This window comes from Streptomyces sp. NPDC020747, from assembly GCF_044334695.1.
Lineage (GTDB): Bacteria > Actinomycetota > Actinomycetes > Streptomycetales > Streptomycetaceae > Streptomyces.
In genome coordinates this window covers 415,333-430,866 of the sequence record NZ_JBIRTJ010000007.1, presented here as the reverse complement: position 1 = coordinate 430,866, position 15,534 = coordinate 415,333, and the positions used below count along the sequence as shown (strand labels likewise).

12 protein-coding genes and 2 tRNA genes are annotated in these 15,534 nt (G+C 70.0%); 10 read left to right on the top strand and 4 right to left on the bottom strand.

What is annotated here, in order from left to right:
- The first annotated feature begins 177 nt into the window (after positions 1 to 177).
- The gene (locus ACH4YP_RS21355) at positions 178 to 663 is read left to right on the top strand and encodes a ribose-5-phosphate isomerase (protein ID WP_361072486.1); all 486 of its coding nucleotides are present in this window, start codon (positions 178 to 180) and stop codon (positions 661 to 663) included.
- Positions 664 to 886: 223 nt separating this feature from the next.
- Entirely contained in the window at positions 887 to 1,696 is an 810-nt protein-coding gene (locus tag ACH4YP_RS21350; RefSeq protein ID WP_361073199.1) for a DNA-formamidopyrimidine glycosylase family protein, read from the top strand.
- Between the two features lie 117 nt (positions 1,697 to 1,813).
- Here ACH4YP_RS21350 and ACH4YP_RS21345 read toward each other — a convergent pair whose 3' ends face one another.
- On the bottom strand, positions 1,814 to 3,049 hold the full coding sequence (locus tag ACH4YP_RS21345) for a GNAT family N-acetyltransferase (protein ID WP_361073202.1): 1,236 nt from the start codon (positions 3,047 to 3,049) through the stop codon (positions 1,814 to 1,816).
- Between the two features lie 186 nt (positions 3,050 to 3,235).
- Here ACH4YP_RS21345 and ACH4YP_RS21340 point away from each other — a divergent pair, with 186 nt between their 5' ends.
- On the top strand, positions 3,236 to 4,417 hold the full coding sequence (locus ACH4YP_RS21340; RefSeq protein ID WP_361073205.1) for a PP2C family protein-serine/threonine phosphatase: 1,182 nt from the start codon (positions 3,236 to 3,238) through the stop codon (positions 4,415 to 4,417).
- Positions 4,418 to 4,835: 418 nt separating this feature from the next.
- Here ACH4YP_RS21340 and ACH4YP_RS21335 read toward each other — a convergent pair whose 3' ends face one another.
- The gene (locus ACH4YP_RS21335; protein WP_361071459.1) at positions 4,836 to 6,014 is read right to left on the bottom strand and encodes a cation:proton antiporter; all 1,179 of its coding nucleotides are present in this window, start codon (positions 6,012 to 6,014) and stop codon (positions 4,836 to 4,838) included.
- A 333-nt stretch (positions 6,015 to 6,347) separates the two neighbouring features.
- Here ACH4YP_RS21335 and ACH4YP_RS21330 point away from each other — a divergent pair, with 333 nt between their 5' ends.
- From ACH4YP_RS21330 to ACH4YP_RS21320, 3 genes are read left to right on the top strand one after another with little or no spacing between them, the layout of a single operon-like run.
- Entirely contained in the window at positions 6,348 to 7,184 is an 837-nt protein-coding gene (locus ACH4YP_RS21330; RefSeq protein WP_398491783.1) for an ABC transporter ATP-binding protein, read from the top strand.
- Positions 7,184 to 9,652 carry an ABC transporter permease gene (locus ACH4YP_RS21325; protein WP_398491781.1) on the top strand — a complete coding sequence of 823 codons (2,469 nt, stop codon included), beginning with the start codon at positions 7,184 to 7,186 and terminating at the stop codon, positions 9,650 to 9,652. The genes ACH4YP_RS21330 and ACH4YP_RS21325 overlap by 1 nt, the downstream gene beginning before the upstream one ends.
- On the top strand, positions 9,649 to 10,128 hold the full coding sequence (locus tag ACH4YP_RS21320; protein ID WP_398491780.1) for an HD domain-containing protein: 480 nt from the start codon (positions 9,649 to 9,651) through the stop codon (positions 10,126 to 10,128). Before ACH4YP_RS21325 ends, ACH4YP_RS21320 begins: the two co-directional genes overlap by 4 nt.
- Positions 10,129 to 10,185: 57 nt before the next feature.
- Here ACH4YP_RS21320 and ACH4YP_RS21315 read toward each other — a convergent pair whose 3' ends face one another.
- Positions 10,186 to 11,385, bottom strand: a complete 1,200-nt coding sequence (locus tag ACH4YP_RS21315) for an acyltransferase family protein (RefSeq protein ID WP_361071471.1) — start codon at positions 11,383 to 11,385, stop codon at positions 10,186 to 10,188.
- A gap of 590 nt (positions 11,386 to 11,975) precedes the next feature.
- On the opposite strand from ACH4YP_RS21315, the gene ACH4YP_RS21310 reads away from it, so the two are divergent.
- Both ACH4YP_RS21310 and ACH4YP_RS21305 read left to right on the top strand, forming a co-directional pair.
- Positions 11,976 to 12,170 carry a hypothetical protein gene (locus ACH4YP_RS21310; protein ID WP_055611884.1) on the top strand — a complete coding sequence of 65 codons (195 nt, stop codon included), beginning with the start codon at positions 11,976 to 11,978 and terminating at the stop codon, positions 12,168 to 12,170.
- A gap of 283 nt (positions 12,171 to 12,453) precedes the next feature.
- On the top strand, positions 12,454 to 13,293 hold the full coding sequence (locus ACH4YP_RS21305; RefSeq protein WP_398491778.1) for an alpha/beta fold hydrolase: 840 nt from the start codon (positions 12,454 to 12,456) through the stop codon (positions 13,291 to 13,293).
- 78 nt (positions 13,294 to 13,371) lie between these two features.
- On the opposite strand, the gene ACH4YP_RS21300 is transcribed toward ACH4YP_RS21305, so the two are convergent.
- A tRNA-Gly gene (locus ACH4YP_RS21300) sits at positions 13,372 to 13,442 on the bottom strand.
- Between the two features lie 153 nt (positions 13,443 to 13,595).
- On the opposite strand from ACH4YP_RS21300, the gene ACH4YP_RS21295 reads away from it, so the two are divergent.
- A tRNA-Pro gene (locus tag ACH4YP_RS21295) sits at positions 13,596 to 13,672 on the top strand.
- A gap of 198 nt (positions 13,673 to 13,870) precedes the next feature.
- Complete coding sequence (gene tig / locus ACH4YP_RS21290) at positions 13,871 to 15,286, top strand: trigger factor (protein WP_398491776.1); 1,416 nt, start codon at positions 13,871 to 13,873, stop codon at positions 15,284 to 15,286.
- Positions 15,287 to 15,534 lie beyond the last annotated feature (248 nt).

The following is a 15,534-nucleotide window of genomic DNA, read 5'->3' as shown; positions in this document are numbered from 1 at the left end:
AAGCCGGTCCAGTGAATCCCAGGCGAATGGATTCGTGAACCTTTGAATCCAGATCGTTACTTGAGGTTTCCTTGAGGATCTGTAGTGTTACTCACGCTTTTCCGTCATGCGACGCGGCGCATTTCGTGCGCCTGCCCCGACGGGGCCGATCGGAAACAGGCGTGTCACACTCGGACCATGCGCGTGTACCTCGGCTCCGATCATGCCGGTTTCGAACTCAAGAACCACCTCGTCGAGTGGCTCAGGGCGGCCGGGCACGAGCCCGTCGACTGCGGGCCCCTCATCTATGACGCCCAGGACGACTACCCGCCGTTCTGCCTCCGCGCCGCGGAGCGCACGGCGGCCGACCCGGGCTCGCTGGGCATCGTGATCGGCGGCTCTGGGAACGGGGAGCAGATCGCGGCGAACAAGGTCGAGGGAGTACGGGCCTCGCTCGCCTGGAGTGAGCAGACCGCGGCGCTCGGGCGGGAGCACAACGACGCCAACGTGGTGGCCGTCGGTGCGCGGATGCACACCGAGGAGGAGGCGACCAAGTTCGTCGAGATCTTCCTCAACACCCCGTTCTCCGGCGACGAGCGCCACATCCGCCGCATCGACATGCTGTCGACGTACGAGACGACGGGCGACCTCCCGGCAATCCCGGCCCACCACCCGCAGGGCTAGGCGTTTTCTCGCCCCCGCCGCCCCTACCCGTCCCGTCTCGGGGGCCGGCCCCCGAACCCCCGCTCCTCAGACGCCGGAGGGGCTAGCTCCTCCGGCGTTTGAGGACGAGGCCGTTCAGGCCGATGCGGGGGTCTGGGGGCGGCAGCCCCCAGTTTCGGGAAGGGGCGGGGCTGGGGAAGAGGAACCGCTTGTACGGCATCCGCACACCGACCAGGAGGCCCCCGTGCCCGAAGGGCACACCATTCACCGGCTGGCCGAGGACTACCTCTCCGCCTTCGGTGGACGCAGGGCACACGTCACCAGCCCCCAGGGCAAGTTCACAGACGCCGCAGCCCTCCTGAACGGCACGGAACTCACCACGGCGGAAGCCCACGGCAAACACCTCTTCCTCCGCTTCGAGTCCGAGGACTGGATCCACATCCACCTCGGCCTCTTCGGCAAGGTGAACTTCGGCCCCACCCCCGCACCCCCACCCACGGACACGGTCCGCCTGAGACTCGCGAACGACACCACGTACGTGGACCTCCGCGGCCCGACCACCTGCACGCTGATCACGGACGCGGAGAAGCAGGCGGTACACGCCCGCCTGGGCCCGGACCCCCTGCGCGAGGACGCGGAACCGGCACGCGCGTACGCACGCGTCTCCCGCAGCCGTACGACGATCGCCGCGCTCCTCATGGACCAGAAGATCATCGCCGGCGTGGGAAACGTCTACCGCGCCGAGGTCCTCTTCCGGCACGGCATCGACCCGTACAGAGCGGGCAAGGACATCACGGCGGCCGAGTGGGACGCGATCTGGGCGGACCTGGTCGCGCTCATGCGCGAGGGCGTGCGCAACAACCGCATCGACACCGTCCGCCCGGAGCACGAACCGGAGGCGATGGGCCGCCCGCCGCGCAAGGACGACCACGGCGGCGAGGTCTACGTGTACCGCAGGGCCAACCTGCCCTGCCTCATCTGTGGCGGCGAGATCCGCACCGCCGATCTCGCCGCCCGCAACCTCTTCTGGTGCCCGACCTGCCAGAAGACCTGAAGCCATCAGGCCTGAGAGTCATCAGGCCCGAGAGTCGCCAGGCCCGAGAGTCGCCAGGCCCGAGAGTCGCCAGGCCTGAAAGTCATCGGGCCTGACGGCAAGCGGGCCCGCCGAGGCTCAGAAGCCGTGCGGCAGCCACGGCGCCGCCGCGGAGGAGAAGCCGAGCGAGGCCTCCGCGAGGGCGCCCTGGCGCAGCTCCCGCACCCGCCCCGCCGCGGCGAGCGAGGCGAGGGACACGCCGCCGAGGTAGACCGAACCCAACTCCCGTACGGACAGGGCGAGATCAGCCGCGTCGGCCGTCCGCGCGCAGGACGCTCCCTTCGTGTCACCCGTGAGCCGCCAACGCCCCTCGTTCCAGGGGCAGAAGGCGTCCTCGATCTCGAACACGACGTCCACGGGCGCCTGGTACGTCCGCGCCTCAAGCGCCGCGCCGACGTCGACGAGCCGCACGTACATCGAGTCCCTGAGCGACACGCCGCACCGCCGCACGTCGGAGACCAGATGCTGCCAGGCGTCGTCGACGGGACGGCTGTGCGTCTTCACCGTCGATGTCAGGTCGATGCCGAAGAGGTGCTGCCACAGCGCCGCGTACGACGCCGGGTCGAGCGCCTCCAGGTCGCGCAGCTCGATGGTGCCGGCGGGGCCGGCCGAGTCCCACTCCGGCTTGTTGAAGTACCGGGCGTAGCCGACCACTTCGCCGTCCCGCTCCGCGAGCACGCACTGCAGCGGCGACGTGCCCTTGCGGTCGCTCTCCGGGTCGAGCAGCGGCAGCCGCTCCCAGCCGGGCCTGCGCTCCGTCATCCCGGGCCGGGCCGCCACCTGCCGCGCGTACACGGCCTCGCAGGCGTCCCGTACGACCGGCGCGTCCGGCACCACGAGCCGCAGCCGTACGTCGTCCGTGCCCTCCGGCACCGACAGCCGCACCCGGGACGTGTCGATCTCGGCGCGCAGTTGATGTGTCGCCACGCCGTAGCCGAACCGGCCGTAGATGACGGGTTCGGACGCCGTGAGCACGGCGAGCGACTCGCCCCAGGACCGCACGTCGTCCAGCTGGCGACGCATCATCGAGCTCAGCACACCGCGCCTGCGGTGCGTCGAGGCGACGCTCACCATGGTGACGCCGGCCGCCTGCACGGCGGCGCCGCCCGGGACGGTGACCCGGAACGTGAACGCACCGGTCGTACCCACGCAGTCGTCGCCGTCCCAGACGCCGATGAACCGGTCGTGCTCCGTGAGGTCGCTCCACAGCGACCTCTCCTCGGCGGATTCCGCGACCCCGCCGAACGCGAGCTCGAGGTTTCCGTACCACTTGTCCCAGTCGTCCGGGCGCAGCACGCGCAGTTCTGTCGTCATGTCCTCATGCCTACCAGGGCAATCCGGGATGAGCGACTCTATTTCTCCCGGCCCGGCGATGTGGGGTCCGCATCCGGCCGTACGCTCTGCGAGGGTCGGAATTCCCTGTGACTTCCGTCCCCGGACGGGGGACAAGTGGGACCTCCCGTGCCAAGCACCTGGTCCGATGGATAGGGTCCCGAACTAATGGCAGTAGGACGAGAGCGGCGCGCTGAAGCCGATACGTTCACGGCCCGGTTGAAGAAGCAGGTTCACCGGGTCCGCACCGGCCTGCGCAGATCCGCTGTCGACTACTTCCGCGGCGACGGCTCCGACTGGGTCGCGCTCGCCGGTCTGCTGCTGACCATTCCCGTGATCGCCTGCCTCACACTCATGAACTCCGTCTGGTGCTCGCCGGCGCTGCTGGTCCTGCCGATCGTCGCCGGCGGGCTGCTGCTGCGGCCGTCGAGTCTGCTCGGGCTGTACGCCGCGGCCGCCACCGCGCTGATCGTGGAGTCCGTGAAACTCGGGCCGTACACGGAGGGGCCTTCCCGGGTGACGCCCGGGATCGTGCTGGTCGTGGCCGCGTGCGGGTTCTTCGGGCTGCTGATCGCCCAGTTCCGCAGCCGGGTGGGTGTGCCGTGGCGGCGGGGCGGGACCATGCTGTTCGACCTGCGTGAGCGGATCCGGGTGCAGAGCAAGTTGCCGAAGCTGCCGATGGGTTGGCATCGGGAGATGGCGCTGCGGCCGGCCGGCGGGCAGTCGTTCTCCGGCGACTTCGTCGTCGCTGCCCGTACGAACGGGGGCCGCACGCTTGAGGTCGTCCTGACGGACGTCTCCGGCAAGGGGATGGACGCGGGGTCGCGTGCGCTGCTGTTGTCCGGGGCGTTCGGGGGGCTGCTGGGCTCGCTTCCCCCGCACGCCTTCCTGCCCGCGGCGAACGGGTACCTGCTCCGGCAGGACTGGGACGAGGGTTTCGCCACGTCGATCCACCTGGTCCTGGACCTGGACTCGGGGGACTACGAGTTGTTCTCCGCGGGACACCCTCCGGGGCTTCAACTCAGCGCGGGGAGTGGGCGCTGGGAGGAGAAGGCGGCGGAGGGGCCGTTGCTCGGGGTGTACGACGGGGCCCAGTTCGACCCGGTGAAGGGTTCGCTGCGGCCTGGAGACGTCCTGATGCTCTTCACGGACGGGCTGGTCGAGACGTCCGAACGGGACATCGTCGAGGGCATCGACCGCCTCACCGGCGAGGCCGACCGGTACGTCGCCGGGGGCTTCCACGGTGCCGCCTGGCACCTCATCGAGGCGGTCGCGAAGGACGTGAACGACGACCGGGCGTTGCTGCTGATCTGCCGCGAGGGGGCGACGACGGGGCCGGCGACGGTCTGAGGGTTGTTGCTCGTCTGCGGGGTGCGTCTGCGGGTGCGGCTGTGTTGTGGCTGGGTCGGGTGAAGGATTGCGCAGTTCCCCGCGCCCCTGGGTGGTTGGGGGTGCGGTTCGTCTGTGGGGTGCGGGGCCGTGGCGGGACGTGTGTCCGCAGCCGGTGACGTAAGGCGCGGTTGTCGCACGGTGACCGCTTGCTGGTGTCCTCGTACGCTGCGGACACACATCCCGCCACGGCCCCGCCGGCCCACTGCACCATCCGCCGCGCCCCTTCAGGGGCGCGGGGAACTGCGCGGGCAACCGCGGTGGGCCCGCACCTGCCAATCCGTCCCAGTCCCCCACCCACCCCCGGGACGGAGCCCCGATTTCGGGAAGAGGTGGGGCTGGGGAAAGGGAAAACCGCACAAGATGAGCGCGGGCGGTCTCAGCCGACCCGGGCCACGTCCCGCTCGGGCTCCACGTCGGACGGCCCCCCGGGCAACACCCGAGCCAGCCACCCCGACCGCCCCGCGGCCAACGGCCCAAGAACAGCCAGCAGCAACACATATCCCGCGATGAACGGCGACAGCCGATCGTCGAGCCCCGCCGCCGCGGCCATCGTCGCAAGGATGAGCGCGAACTCCCCCCGAGCAAGAAGGGTCGTGGAGATATTGGCGGCCGGCCCGGCCCCGAACCCGTACACACGAGCCGCCCCAAGACCGGCGAGCACGTTCATGACGAGCGTCAGCGCCACCGCGGCCAGCACCGGCCAGAGCACGGTCGGCAGGTCACCGGGGTCGATGGACAGCCCGAAGGCGAAGAAGAACATCGCGCCGAAGGCGTCCCGCAACGGATGCACCAGTTTCCGTATCCGCTCCCCGGAGGAGGTGCTGCCGAGCATCAGCCCGACCATGAACGCCCCGATCGCGTCCGCCACCCCGAACCACTCCGAGACCCCCGCCATGAACACGGCCGCCCCGAGGAAGGAGATGACCAGCAGCTCGTCGTCCTTGGTGTCGAAGAGCCGCCCCACCACCCGCGTACCGAACCGCGCCGCGAGGGCGAGCAGCAGCAGGAAGGCGAAGGCCTTGCCGCCGTCGAGGACGGCCGCGCCGAGGGAGTTCGCGCCGGACAGGATCGGCTGGAGGGCCGCCAGGTAGAGGGCGAGGAAGATGTCCTCGACGACGATGATGCCGAGGATCGGCTTCGTCTCGGGATTGCCGAGCCGCCCCGTGTCCACGAGCACCTTCGTGACGATCGCGGACGACGAGATGCCCAGCACCCCGGCGAGGACCAGCGCCTCGGAGGTGCCCCAGCCGAGGGCGAATCCGAAGCCCAGGCCCGCGCCGACGTTCAGCGCGAGGTAGATCCCTCCGGCGAGAGCCATCCGGCGCCCGCCCGCCTTGAGGTCGTCCATGTGGAACTCGAGGCCGAGGTAGAAGAGCAGCAGGACCAGGCCGAGTGCGGAGAGCATCTCCATGTCGTGCGGGTCCGAGACGAGCACGATGCCGGGCGTGTGGGGGCCGAGCAGGATTCCGGCCAGGATGAAGAGGGGAATCGTGGGGAGCCCGATACGGGCACCCGCGCGGGCGAGAACGGCGGCGGCCAGAAAGGCACCGCCCATGGCGATCAGGAGCTCTGCGTGTCCGATGGGCCCGTTCCTCCTTGGTCGAGAGAGCGGTCGAGGGAGCGGTGAAGAGCAGTAGAGGGCGCGGTTGGGGGACTGGCGAGGGAGCGGTCGGCGATTGGTCAAGTAAGCGTCAAGAAATCGTCAGTAATTAGTTTACCAAACGATCTGGAGTGCCGTCCGGTCCGCGCCGAGTGGTGGGGTTTACCCCAGGTGGACTCGGCGGTCGCCCTCATGGTCCCGAGTGGTCCCGAATCCGTAGTTTCGAGCCATCGGCAGCGAGCGCGCTGCGACGAGCGGGGCGACGAGCGAGGGAAGGCGGACCCGGCCATGGGGCTGCGCAGGAAGCGGTACGAGGACGGGGACCGGGACGCCGTGCAGAAACAGAGCACGACCGGCCCTGCGGTCGCCTCGGCGGGGGACTGGGCCGTCGAACTGCGGGGCGTGCGGCGGCAGTACGGGCGCGGCGCCTCCGCCGTGCACGCCCTGCGCGGCATCGACCTCGCGCTCCCGCGCGGCAGCTTCACCGCCGTGATGGGACCGTCCGGCTCGGGCAAGTCCACGTTCCTGCAGTGCGCGGCCGGCCTCGACCGGCCGAGCGGCGGCACGGTCAGGCTCGGCGGCACGGACATCACGGGCATGAGTGAGAACAAGCTCACGGCGCTGCGGCGTTCGCGCCTCGGGTTCGTCTTCCAGGCGTTCAACCTGCTGCCGTCCCTGACGGTCGAGCAGAACGTGGTGCTGCCGATGCGCCTGGCGGGTCACCGGCCCGACCGGCGCCGGGCGGCAGCCGTCCTCGGTCAGGTCGGCCTCGACGGCCTGGGGCGCCGACGCCCCGGCCAGCTCTCCGGTGGGCAGCAGCAACGTGTCGCCATCGCCCGCGCCCTCGTCACCCGGCCCGACGTCGTTTTCGCGGACGAGCCGACCGGCGCGCTCGACACGACCACCGCCGCCGAGGTTCTCGGCCTGCTGAGGCAGGCCGTGGACGGGCTCGGCGCCACGGTCGTCATGGTCACCCACGATCCGACGGCCGCCGCCTGGTCCGACCGCGTCCTGTTCCTCGCCGACGGCTCGATCGTCGACCACCTGGAGCGTGCCCCGGCCGACCGGATCGCCGCCCGCATGGCGTCGCTGGCCGCGCCCTCGTTCTCGGGAGCGGCGGCCTGATGTTCGTGCCCAACGGCCTCGCCCGTGCCGCCGTGCGCTTCAAGCCCGCCGCCTTCGTGGGCACGTTCGTCGCGCTGGCCATGGCCGCGTTCATCGTCTCGGCCTGCGGCATCCTCCTGGAGACCGGCCTGCGGGCCTCGGTTCCGCCCACCCGCTACGCCGGCGCCCCGGTGGTCGCCGCCGCCGACCAGCGGGCCCACCTCGTCACCGGCCACGGCGACGACCGCGAGGACGACGCCGTGCCCGTCCCGGACCGGGCCTGGCTGGACAACTCCCTGGTGGCGAAGGCAAGTTCGGTGCCCGGAGCGCGGGTGGCGGTGCCGGATGTCACCTTCCCCGTCCAGACGCGTACGGGTGAGCAGGTCACCGCCCACGGCTGGGGCTCCACCGCCTTCACCGGCGAACGGCTGACGTCCGGGCAGGCACCCGGTGCGGGCGAAGTCGCCCTCACGAAGGGCGTCCTCACGAACGGCGGCGCCGCGAACGGCAAGGTGGGCGACCGCGTCACCCTCACCACGGCCGACGGCCCCCGCACCTTCCGTATCTCCGGGCTCACCAAGGCCGGGGCGCCCACCGCCTGGTTCACCGACACCGAAGCCGTACGCCTCTCCGGGCACCCCGGCCGCGTCGACGCCATCGCCGTCCTCCCCAAGGAGGGCGTGTCGGCCGGGACCCTCAAGTCCCAGGTGGAGCACGCTCTCGGCAACCGCGCCGAGGTGTACGCCGGGGGCGACCGCGGGACCGTCGAGGACTCCTCCCTCGCCGAGGCCAAGGAAACGCTCATCGCGCTCGGCGGTTCCTTCGGCGGAATCGCCGCCACGGTCGCCGTCTTCACGGCGATGGGCACCGTGGCGCTGTCCGTCGCCCAACGCGCCCGCGAGTTCGCCCTGTTGCGGGCCATCGGCACGACCCCGCGTCAGATCCGCCGCTCGATCGCCACCGAGAACCTGCTCGTCGCGCCCCTCGCCGGCCTGGCCGGCCTGCTGCCCGGGATCGCGCTGGCCGGCTGGTGGTTCGGCCAGCTCAAGGACAAGGGCGCGATCCCGGAGGCCGTCGACCTGTCCGTCTCGTACATCCCGCTGCTCTCCGCCGTCGGCGCGGTCCTCGTCGCCGCACTGCTCGCCGGATACGCGGCCGCCCGCCGCCCGGCGCGCATCAAGCCGGGCCAGGCGCTCACCGAGGCGTCCGTGGAGCGGCTGCGCCCGGGCTGGATCCGTACGCCGCTGGGGATCGCGGCGGCCGCCGGAGGGTGTGTCTGCGCGGGGCTCGCAGCGTCGCTGACCGGGGAGGACGCGGCCAACGCGGCGCTGGGCATCGTCATGCTGTTCATGCTGGCGGTGGCGCTGCTCGGACCACTGGTCGCACGCGCCTGCGCCGCCCTGTTCGGGCTCCCGCTGCGCGGCGCGGGCGCGTCCGCCTCACTCGCCGCCGCCAACTCCCGTACGAACGCCCGTCGGCTGGCCTCCGCGATCACGCCGATCGTCCTCGCGATGGCCTTCTCGTCCGTCCTCGTCTTCATGCACACCAGCGAGGAGCGGGTCACCCAGGAGCAGCAGCGGGACGGCATCGTGGCCGACCACATCGTGACGTCGGACGGAGGACTGGCTCCGGACGCCGTGCGCGAGGCCGCCCGAGCACCCGAAGTCACCGCCGCCGTCGGCCTGTTGAGGACCGAGGTGCTCGTGCGGGCGAACGGGTACCTGGACTCGGCCTCCACCCAGGGCATCACGGGCTCGGCACGCGACCTGGCCCGGGTGCAGGACCTGAAGGTCGACAAGGGCACCCTGTCCCTGAAGCGCGGCGAGGTCGCGGTCGACGCCTCACTGGCCGAGAACGCCGGCGCCGGCGTGGGCGACCGGATGGAACTGCGCCTGCCCGACGGCACGAAGACGTCCCCGCGCGTCGTGGCGACGTACGAACGGGGCATGGGACTGTCCCAGGTCACCATGGGTCAGGCGGACTTGGCGGGCCACGTCAGTTCCGCCTTCGTCACCGAGGTCTGGACGAAGGGCGGAAGCGCCGGCGATCTCGCGAAGGTGGGCACTGTCCTGGAACGCGCGGACTACACGACCGCCCAGTCCCTCGACCGCGAGCTCAACGCCTGGGCGAACACCGTCATGGCGGCCGTCCTCGGCGGCTTCGCGGCCGTCGCCGCCGCCAACACCCTGGTGATGACGGTCCTCGACCGCCGGCGCGAGCTGGGCACGCTGCGGCTCATCGGTTCCACCCGCCGCCAGGTGATGCGGATGATCCGCTGGGAGGCGCTGCTCGTCGCGCTCGCCGGGATCGCTCTCGGCACGGCCATCGCGCTCGCCACGCTCGTCCCGATGATGAAGGGCCTGACGGGCCGGGCGCCCTACATACCCCCGCTGGTGTACGGCTCCTTCGCGGCGGCCATCGTGATCCTCGGCCTGACGGCGGCGACCGTACCGGCGCGGGCCGCGATACGGGGCACACTCGACCTATGACCGAGAACGAGCGCCGAGTGACCGAAAGACCCCTGCTGACCCTCACGGAGGTCGAGGCCCTGGCGCGGAACGCGCACGCCGCCCAGACGGACAAGGCGGGCCGCCCGTACACCGAACACCTGCTGGCCGTGGCCGACGGGGTGCGGGCCCGAGGCGGCGACGAGGAACAGATCGCCGCCGCCTGGCTGCACGACTCCGTCGAGGACGACGCGCTCTCCGAGGACTGGCTCCGCGAGGCCGCCCTGTCCCGGCGGACGAAGGACATCGTGCTGGCCCTCACCAAGCGGAGGGACGAGCGCCCGGAGGCCTACGCCGACCGCATCCTGGCCACCCCGGGAGCCCTCCTGGTGAAGGAGTCCGACCTCGCCCACAACGCGGACCCGGCCCGCCTGGCGGCCCTGGACGAGTTCACCCGGGCCCGCCTGACCCAGAAGTACACGAGGATGCGCAAACTCCTGGGCCTGCCACGCCCCTGACCGAGCCCCTGCCGGGGCGCGCTCTACGACGTGGGCCGCTCTACGACGTGGGCCGCCCTACGACTTGGCCCGCTCCGACTTGGCCCGCTCCCGGGCCAGCTCCGTGGCGTCCCTCTTGAACGCCCACTCCATCTTCGGCTCCATCGCGAACCGGAAGGCCCGCTGCACAGGCGGAGTACACAGCACGGTGATGACCGCGGCCGCGACGACCGTGAGGAAGATCTCGCCGAGCGGCTTGTTCAGCCACGCGTAGTCGTCGTACCAGCCCCAGAAACGGGAGCCCTTGGCGAGGAAGCCGTGCAGCAGATAGCCGTACAGCGTGCCCGCGCCCAGCACCGTGAACCACATCCTGCGGCGCGGCACCCAGGCGAAGAAGCACGAGGTGAGCACCAGCGAGCAGCCGAACATGGCGAGCGTCATCACGACACCGGCCCACCAGGGGGCGCCCAACTCCTGGGCGCTGTCACGGTGGTAGAACCACGCCGAGTTCATGCGCGGCCCCGCCCAGTAGGCGAAGACGAGCGCGCCCAGAAGCACCGGAACCGACAGGATCCGCACCTCGCGGCGCCGCATGAGCTGGAAGTGCTCGGGCTTCATGAACAGGCCCACGACGAAGAACGGCAGGAACTGCAGGACCCGCTGGAGGTCCAGGTCGTCGCCGATGTCGGGCGAGACGGAGGCGAGCATCGCGATGGCGAGCGCGAGCGGCACGGGCCAGCGCACGACCTTCCACAGCGGGACCGTCATCCGCCACACGAACAGCGCGACCAGGAACCACGTGAGGTACCAGGGGTCGAGCAGGCTGATCGGGTGGCTCGGGTCGTCGTCCGCCCACTTCTTGAAGAGGGAGTACGCGACCTCGAAGAGGATGTACGGCACGGCGATGCCCGTGACCAGCCGCTGGAGCCGGTCGGTGCGCATGTCGAAACTGCGGGAGAAGTAGCCGGAGATGAGGATGAAGGCCGGCATGTGGAAGGTGTAGACGACCATGTAGAGCGCCTCGGCGGCGCGGCTGTGGTCGGTCAGCGGTTCCCAGGCGTGACCCATCGCGACGAACACGATCGCCAGGTACTTGGCGTTGTCGAAGAACGCGTCGCGCTGCTTGGCGGGCTTGGTGCCCGGCCCGGTGGTGGCGGTACCCGGTTGCGGGGATCCCGGGGTTCGTGGTGGTCGCGGGCTCGGTACACCCGACGCCGGTGGCTGGGCCGAAGGGAGCGGAGCCCTCTGTTGGCCGTGCGGACGGAGCGAGTTCGTCACAGACCCTCCCACCAGGAGCTGGGGGAGACGATCCTTGACCTCGCTGCGCGTGCGGGGGACGTGGCAGCGTAGAACATCTGAGGCACCCTAGCGTTGTCTGTGTGATTTCGTAAAACCTCTGAGGCGAATCCTGCTTATCGCCGTACGTGTACCCGGTATTCGGCGAAGTCGTCATGCTGATGCCTGTGTCGATCGTCATACCGCAAGCGGGTGTTACGTCCTGCTTCGTCACGACTAAATGGTGCATAACGTCTGCGGGCGACTCTGGTGAAATGTCCGGTTGATTCGTCTTTAGTGACCCGTCTTCGGTCTCGCTTCAGTCTCGTCGCTGTGCCTGTGGCAACAATTCGAATTGGCTGCGAACAGGTTGTGTGGACGACTGTGTGGACATGGAAACGATCTTCCTGAATTTCCCGTGAGAGGGATCGCTCGAATTGCCGTACGACGCCCGGCCGTTCGCCTCTGTGACCGAACGATGGCTCACCCGCCGCATACGCCGGGCTCGTTGGTGGCACGATGGTTCTGGCGGGGGTGCGCGGGGTTGCACCTCCGGGCCGGGAGAGCGGACCGACCGTAGGGTGTGATCAGTTGTGGCCATTTCGCTGTCAGTGGTGCTTCTGTTGGGGATCGTCCTGGTGGTGTTGATACGAGGTGGATCGATCAAGGGTGGGCCGGCGGTGGTGGCCGTGCTCTTCGGTTTCTTCCTCGCCTCCACAGGCATGGCGGACGACATCCAACGGTTCCTCAACTCGGTAGCGGAGACCATCAACTCGATCCAGTTCTGAGCGACCCAGGGGTGACCCTTCCGAGGTGCGCGGTCACGGCATCCGGCAGCGCCTGGAACACGGCGCCCCGGGTCACCGAGGGCGGACCCGAACTCCACGGCGTACCGGAAGAGTTGCTCCCCTCGAAGCGCACGCCGGCGCGAACTCGTGGGCGGCGACGCCCTGTATGCGACGTACGGAATCCGCTCGGTCCACGAGGTGGACGTCCGAGCCCTCCGGCAGACGTACGACTTCTCATCGGTCTGCTTCCCATCCGCTCTCTCGACCGAAGGAGCCCGAGGAAGTGAGCCCCGAGGTCACCTGGCAGCTGCGTGAGAGCTGGGAGAGCCCGATCGGAACCCTCCGGTGGGACCGCCTCGGGCCGCGGGACGGCCCGCCCGTGGTGCTGCTGCACGGCACCCCGTTCTCGTCGTACGTCTGGCACGAGATCGCCCCGGCGCTCGCCGCCGACGGCCACCGGGTCCACGTCTGGGACATGCCCGGCTACGGCAGTTCCCAGAAGAGCGACGGCCAGGACGTGTCCCTGAAGGCGCAGGGCGAGGTGTTCGCCGAGCTCCTGCGGGTCTGGGGACTGTCGAACCCGTCCGTGATCGCACACGACTTCGGCGGCTGTGTCGCACTCCGCGCGCACCTGCTGCACAAGGCGGAGTACCGGCGCCTCGCCCTGGTCGACCCCGTCGCGCTCGCCCCCTGGGGCTCGCCCTTCTTCCGCCTGGTCGCCGAGAACGCGGCGGTCTTCGGGCAACTGCCCGCACCGCTGCACGAGGCCCTGGTCCGCGAGTACGTGAGCTCCGCGAGCCATCGGGGACTGCTGCCGGAGGTGCTGGACGAACTGGTCGCCCCCTGGACGGACACGGCGGGGCAGGCGGCGTTCTACCGCCAGATCGCCCAGGCCGACCAGCGCTACACGGACGAGATCCAACCCCTCTATCCCACGCTGAACCTGCCCGTCACCGTCTGCTGGGCCGCCGAGGACACCTGGATCCCACCCGCCAAGGGCGAGGAACTCGCCTCCCTGATCCCGGGCGCCCGTCTCCGCCCGATCCCGGACGCGGGCCACCTGGTCCCCCTGGACGCCCCGGCCCGCCTCCTGGGCGAGTTGATCGCCTTCCTCCGGAACTGAGCGAACGCGGCGATGCCCCGGAAACGTGTCAGGGCCAGGTCGGAGAACGAATCTCCGGCCTGGCCCTGAGCCGTAGAGAGCGGGCGACGGGAATCGAACCCGCGTAGCTAGTTTGGAAGACTAGGGCTCTACCATTGAGCTACGCCCGCACAGGACGCGCCGCAGGTCAGTGACGCGCGGCACGGAAGCATCGTAGCGGGTCGCGGCCCCTCGCCGCACACCCCGTTCCGGAGGCCCCGACTGCCCCGTGAAATGCGGGAGCCGCGCCGCCTGCGGGCATGTACCCTACGTCTCGCACCAGACGGGGTGTGGCGCAGCTTGGTAGCGCGTCCGCTTTGGGAGCGGAAGGCCGTGGGTTCAAATCCCGCCACCCCGACCACCGTGCCGGACCTCCGTGTCGGACATCGGCAAGATCACCTTTTGGGGCGTGTCCCGCCTGCGGCTAGTATGCAAACTGCGCGCCCGTGTGTCTGCATTGTTACGTCCCTCAAGGGCCGCCAATCCGCTGAGGCTCCGCCGTATCCGGCGGAGAACGTCAGCAGAACCCAAAGAAGTCAGCCCCCAAGGAGACCGAACCGTGAAGAGCGCCGTGGAGACCCTGAACCCGACCCGGGTTCGGCTCAGCATCGAGGTGCCCTTCGAGGAGCTCAAGGACAGCCTCGACGCGGCGTACAAGAAGATCAACCAGCAGGTCACGGTGAAGGGGTTCCGGAAGGGCAAGATTCCGGCGCGCGTCATCGACCAGCGGTTCGGCCGCGGTGCGGTTCTTGAGGAAGCGGTCAACGACGCGCTTCCGAAGTTCTACACCGACGCGGTCAACGAGGCCGAGCTGAACGTCCTCGGCCAGCCCGAGGTCGACATCACGGAGCTGAAGGACGGCGAGACGCTGAACTTCACCGCCGAGGTCGACATTCGCCCGGCCATCGAGATCCCGGACTACTCCGGCATCGAGGTCGAGGTCGACGCCGTCGAGGTCAGCGAAGAGGACGTCGACAAGGCCGTCGAGGAGCTGCGTGAGCGCTTCGCCTCGACCGCCCCGGTCGAGCGTGCCGCCGAGGACGGTGACGTCGTCACCCTCGACCTGGAGGCCAAGGTCGACGGCGAGGTCCTGGAGGACGGCGTCGCGAGCGGCGTCTCCTACACCATCGGTTCCGGTGAGCTGCTGGATGGCATCGACGACGCCGTGAAGGGTGTGGAGGCCGGTGGCGAGGCCACCTTCGCCTCCGAGCTCAAGGGCGGCTCGGCGGCCGGCAAGGAGGCCGAGGTCACCGTCAAGGTCACCCAGGTCGCCAAGCGCGAACTGCCCGAGCTGGACGACGACTTCGCGCAGCTCGCGTCCGAGTTCGACACCCTCGAGGAGATGCGCGGTGACAGCCGCAAGCGCCTCGAGAACATGAAGCAGTACGACCAGGCCACGCAGGCCCAGGAGCGCGTCCTGGAGAAGCTGCTGGAGCTCGTCGAGGTGCCCGTCCCCGAGAAGCTGCTCGAGGACGAGATCAACACCCGCAAGCACAACCTGGAGCACCACCAGCTCGGCCAGATGGGCATCGACCTCGAGAAGTACCTCGAGATCCAGGGCAAGACGGCCGAGGAGTTCGACACCGAGACCAAGGAAGCCGCGGTCAAGGGCATCAAGACGCAGTTCGTCCTGGACGAGCTCGTCAACAAGGAGAAGCTGAACGTCAACCAGGAGGAGCTCACCGAGCACCTCATGCGGCGTGCTGCCTCCTCCGGCATGTCCCCCGACCAGTTCGCCCAGGCGGTCGTCGAGGGCGGCCAGGTCCCGATGCTCGTCGGCGAGGTCGCCCGCGGCAAGGCTCTGGCCGTCGTGGTCGAGGCCGCCACGGTGAAGGACACCAACGGCGAGCTCGTCGACCTGGACGACGAGGACGAGGACGAGGTCTCCGCCGAGGACTCGACCGAGGAAGCCGCCGAGGAGGCCCCCGAGGCCGTCGAGGCTTCCAAGGACTCCGAGGAGAAGACCGAGGCCTGATCGCCTCACCAGTACGTACTTGCGGGCCCCCGGGACATGTTCCGGGGGCCCGTAGGGCCTTCCAGGGGCGCGGGGCTGTATCGACGTGCGGCTCCGCCGCACGGGCGCGAGCAGCCCGCCTCACGACAACCCGCACCCGCCGAGGCGCCGTCCGAGGCGGACGCGATCGCGACCGCGGCCCGGCGGGGGCGGAGCGCGCGGTTCCGCGCGCCCCCGAAAGCCGGGGCGGGGCCCGCCGAACCCCCTGC